Consider the following 3,734-nt stretch of genomic DNA (forward strand, 5'->3'; position numbering starts at 1 on the left):
ACACCGCCATGAGCAGCGCCTGCAGCACGACGTCGGTGGTTTGACGGCTCTGCATTGCCCAGCCGATCACCCGGCGGGAATAGAGATCGATGACGACAGGTCAGTCCGTCGATGGTTTCCTTCTGACCGGTCTTCGTGATGATGTTCGTTGGCGGAATGAGCGTCACTTAGTGGTCGACGTGGCTATGGGTGTAGATGACCGCCTTGACGGGTTTGTCGCCGCGATGTTTGCGATAGAGATCGAGGGCGGCCTTTGCCGTTTCGGCCGAAACCAACGGGTTTCAACCCCGCCAGTCAAGCGAGAATGACCCGCATCACTGGCGGGTCATTCATCCCGGGTTCGCCAGTTTTTCGTCGCAAGAGCAAGGCAGTGCGGGATCCAAGGGAACGGCACTTCACTGTCGAGGCGACATCGATCGCACCCTCGTTGGGATGGCCTCGCTATTCTTCAGGAAAGGGTGTTTGTGAATTTTGACAATCGGCCATCACTCGTCCCACATTCACGCCATGTTTCCGCCACCTTGGAGTCATTCAGCCTTAACACAAGCATATTAGCCTATGCCCATGTCTGGAGTGCGCCCGATGCTTGATTTGACAATATCCCAGGTCTTGAAGGACCCTCTCATCAGGCAGATGTTGCGGGCGGACAGAGTATCTCTCGGCGATTTCGAGAAGCTGCTGGAGGCTGCGGCATCGAAACGAGGACAGGGCTTTTCGGCTGCCCGTAGTGCTTCGTCAGTCGCGCGAGAACCGCGGCACGAGACGCGGAACCCCTAAAGATTCGGTGTTCCCCACCACGACCTCCCATGGCGCGGTTGCGGTGGCTCCGTGGTGCGCTATATCGGCATTCATGGATCAAGACATCAAAGCACCAAAACTCTCCGGCACTGCCAAGCTCGACGCCACCACCGAAGCCGCACACGCGATCATGGACAAGCGCGTGCTCGACCGGGAATCCAAAACTGCTAAGCTCAGGGCCTTACGCCTCGAAAAGGAAGCCGTCGAACGTGCTGCGAACGCTTCCAAGTCCACCACGAAGCTGAAGCGGAAGAAGGCAGATCCAGTCGCTTAGCCAGAGGCTGCTAAGGCGTTTCCTTTGGGGTACCCGGCATCCGAAATTCGAAGATCGTCACCTCTTGATCGGATTTCACCGTCAAGGTGCCTCCATGCGCCTTGGCAATCTCGGACGCTATATGGAGACCTAGTCCCAGTCCTTGCTTCCGGGGCGAGGGTGCCCGCCGAGGATGAACTCCGTGGAAACGCAAGCTTCATCCAGAAACCGTTCACTGTGGGGACTCTCCTCGACGTATTGCGAGAGCACTGCCCGGACAGTGCGTGATCCTGCGATCCGTCCCCCCAATTTCCTCTACAAGCCTCGACGGACGGGCCGGCCCCATCACAATTTTCGACTTTCTGATCTACCAGATTCTCCTTGGAACTGGGCGACCCTCGGGGCGTTACTGAACGCCAGGGGTTGCTTGGAGCGCAAAATGTCGAAGTTCTTTTCAAAATTCGCCACTAACATCGCCGACTTATCGGGGAAACCTGGCACGTTCGTGCTGGCGCTCGCCCTTGTGGTCGTCTGGGCCGCATCGGGTCCATTCTTCGGGTATTCAGAAACCTGGCAACTCGTAATCAACACCGGCACGACCATCATCACATTCCTCATGGTCTTCGTGCTGCAGAATTCCCAAAACAGGGACGGCAAGGCGCTTCAGGCCAAGCTCGATGAACTCATCCTCACGTCCCAAGCTCAGAACAGTTTCGTAGGCATCGAGAAGCTTGACGAAGAATCGCTACGCAAAATGAGCAAGACGCTCGCCGAGAAGGCGGAATGCGTGGAAGATGTCGCCGACGAGAAGGCAGGTATCAAGGAGACCTCGGCCTAGTCTCCGGTTTTTCCTGACACTCCCGTTCCCAGTGTTCAATGCCGATCATATGGTTGCCGGCCTCGCCCGACGGATCAACTCGTCAACCTTGATCTGCATAGCGCGCATATTACGGTTCTGCGAGTGCTGGACGAGCGGAAGTATCAACACCGTGGCAAGTGTGCCGATGATGTTTGCATAGAGATACCACCACGTCTGAAATCCGGAAACTGCGCCGGTGGCGATCCACCCAACCGCGACGGCGACCCCGCCCGCGAGCGTCAGGCGATGGCCCGCCAGTCCCGCGACGGCGTTCGAAGTTTCGGAAAGTGCTCGTCAAGGATGCATCGACAACTCCGTGCAGAGAAATGCACGAAACCACGTGGCGTTCCGTCATCCAAGCAGGCGGCCAACCACGTCGAGCAGTTCGTCCGGCTGGCTCGGCTTCGGAACCCACAGGCCTTTCTCGAAGATTGGCTGTTCGTCGGCAGCGCCCCCGCCGTAGCCGGAATGGACAATGAAGGGGATAGATCGGGAAACGAGTTCCATAGCGACCGCATGGCAGTAGCCGTCTCTAAGCATGGGATCGACAACAGCGAGATCTGGAGAGTTGGATTCGAGCCAAACCATGGCTTCCTCGCATGTATCGAGGGCCACGACCTCCACCTTCGGCCGCGTCCGCAACGTCTCTTCGACGTCGACTGCGATAATGGCTTCGTCCTCGAGAAGCAAGATTGTCTTATGATCGCTCATGATGTTCCGGCCCACCGAAACTGCTCCTATAACTCATGCTATCAGATGATGATACATATGTGGAGATTTCGTTGGTATCCGACTTGCAACAGTTCGTGACGTTACTCGGACCAGCTTCCCGTCAGCTATCTCTTCGAGATGAGATCATCCAACCCCGCTTCACCGGGATCTCTGTTCATCCGACGTGTACTGTCGACGCCGCGCTCCTTGTCGATCCACCGCATGACGGGCGTGACCGCGACACCGTGGAGTAGGATCGACATGAGGATTATGACGAGGACCGTCGACCATACGATCTGGATGCCGCCAAACTCCGCTCGACCGGATGCGTAGGCAAGGTAGTAGATCGAGCCGATCCCCCGGATGCCGAATACCGATACGATGAACCTTTCCGCCCGCGAACGTCGACATCCCAGGAGGCTAACCCAACCTGCAAGCGGACGCACGAGTGCCAGTACGACGACTGCCACGACGGCAATCCTCCAGTCGACTTCGGAGAGAAGGGCGCCCTCCGTGAGGACCGAGCCAAAGCATACGAGAAGAACCATCGTCAGGAGCCGCTCGATCTGCTCGCCGAAGTCATGGAGTTCCCCATGGAAGTCGCTGTTGCGCTCGACGCTGCGAAGCGTGAGCGCCGATACGAAGACCGCGACGAAGCCATATCCATGAACGAGTTCGGTTGCCCCATAGGCAATGCAGGTGAACCCAAGGGCTGCGAGGCCGTCCCCGGTCTTGGCAATGCGGCCGGCCCTCGGAACCTTGAACGTCAGGTATCCAAGCGCGCGGCCCACGATCCAACCCATGACGACACCGGCCGCAAGCTTCAAGACGACATCGACGGCGAGCCATCGTCCTACCCATTCGTAGCCCCCGTCCGCCTGCGATGCGATCGCGATCGCTGCAAGGACGAACGGGAAACTCAGGCCGTCATTCAGGCCCGCTTCGGATGTCAGAGCGAACCGGATGTCGTCCTCCTCGCCGGTCTGCGGCGGGCCGACCTGCACGTCTGCCGCCAGAACGGGATCTGTCGGCGCAAGGGCGGCTCCAAGAAGCAACGCCGATGCGGCCCCGAGGCCAAGCACGCTCCATCCGAGAAAGGCGATGGCTGCGATG

The 3,734-nt window shown here is 58.5% G+C and carries 6 protein-coding genes and 2 pseudogenes; 3 read left to right on the plus strand and 5 right to left on the minus strand.

Annotation, left to right across the window (positions count from 1 at the left end):
* Positions 1-170 precede the first annotated feature (170 nt).
* Positions 171-281, minus strand: a pseudogene (locus tag ASE04_RS31220) (MBL fold metallo-hydrolase); the annotation flags it as partial.
* Positions 282-582: 301 nt separating this feature from the next.
* Here ASE04_RS31220 and ASE04_RS31670 point away from each other — a divergent pair.
* Together ASE04_RS31670 and ASE04_RS16535 are read left to right on the plus strand one after the other, a co-directional pair.
* Positions 583-777, plus strand: a complete 195-nt coding sequence (locus tag ASE04_RS31670) for a hypothetical protein (protein ID WP_056819170.1) — start codon at positions 583-585, stop codon at positions 775-777.
* A gap of 73 nt (positions 778-850) precedes the next feature.
* A complete protein-coding gene (locus ASE04_RS16535) occupies positions 851-1,072 on the plus strand; it encodes a hypothetical protein (protein ID WP_056819173.1) in 222 nt (73 codons plus the stop codon).
* A 10-nt stretch (positions 1,073-1,082) separates the two neighbouring features.
* On the opposite strand, the pseudogene ASE04_RS32065 reads toward ASE04_RS16535, so the two are convergent.
* A pseudogene (locus ASE04_RS32065) lies at positions 1,083-1,220 on the minus strand (hypothetical protein); the annotation flags it as partial.
* Positions 1,221-1,490: 270 nt separating this feature from the next.
* On the opposite strand from ASE04_RS32065, the gene ASE04_RS16540 reads away from it, so the two are divergent.
* Positions 1,491-1,889, plus strand: a complete 399-nt coding sequence (locus ASE04_RS16540) for a low affinity iron permease family protein (RefSeq protein ID WP_056819174.1) — start codon at positions 1,491-1,493, stop codon at positions 1,887-1,889.
* Between the two features lie 45 nt (positions 1,890-1,934).
* Here ASE04_RS16540 and ASE04_RS30160 read toward each other — a convergent pair whose 3' ends face one another.
* The 3 genes from ASE04_RS30160 to ASE04_RS16550 form a co-directional block, all read right to left on the minus strand.
* Positions 1,935-2,168 carry a low affinity iron permease family protein gene (locus ASE04_RS30160; RefSeq protein WP_338012495.1) on the minus strand — a complete coding sequence of 78 codons (234 nt, stop codon included), beginning with the start codon at positions 2,166-2,168 and terminating at the stop codon, positions 1,935-1,937.
* 93 nt (positions 2,169-2,261) lie between these two features.
* Entirely contained in the window at positions 2,262-2,621 is a 360-nt protein-coding gene (locus tag ASE04_RS16545; RefSeq protein WP_056819184.1) for a response regulator, read from the minus strand.
* A 125-nt stretch (positions 2,622-2,746) separates the two neighbouring features.
* The coding region (locus tag ASE04_RS16550) for a cation:proton antiporter (protein WP_056819176.1) at positions 2,747-3,734 on the minus strand (988 nt) is incomplete at its 5' end.

It is taken from the genome of Rhizobium sp. Root708 (assembly GCF_001429725.1).
In the GTDB taxonomy this organism is placed as follows: domain Bacteria; phylum Pseudomonadota; class Alphaproteobacteria; order Rhizobiales; family Rhizobiaceae; genus Rhizobium.

Bases quoted from the DNA above. Each gene is read 5' to 3' on its own strand.
- ASE04_RS31670 (WP_056819170.1), top strand. From the start codon at position 583: ATGCTTGATTTGACAATATCCCAGGTCTTGAAGGACCCTCTCATCAGG.
- ASE04_RS16540 (WP_056819174.1), top strand. From the start codon at position 1,491: ATGTCGAAGTTCTTTTCAAAATTCGCCACTAACATCGCCGACTTATCG.
- ASE04_RS16545 (WP_056819184.1), bottom strand. From the start codon at position 2,621: ATGAGCGATCATAAGACAATCTTGCTTCTCGAGGACGAAGCCATTATC.
- ASE04_RS16535 (WP_056819173.1), top strand. From the start codon at position 851: ATGGATCAAGACATCAAAGCACCAAAACTCTCCGGCACTGCCAAGCTC.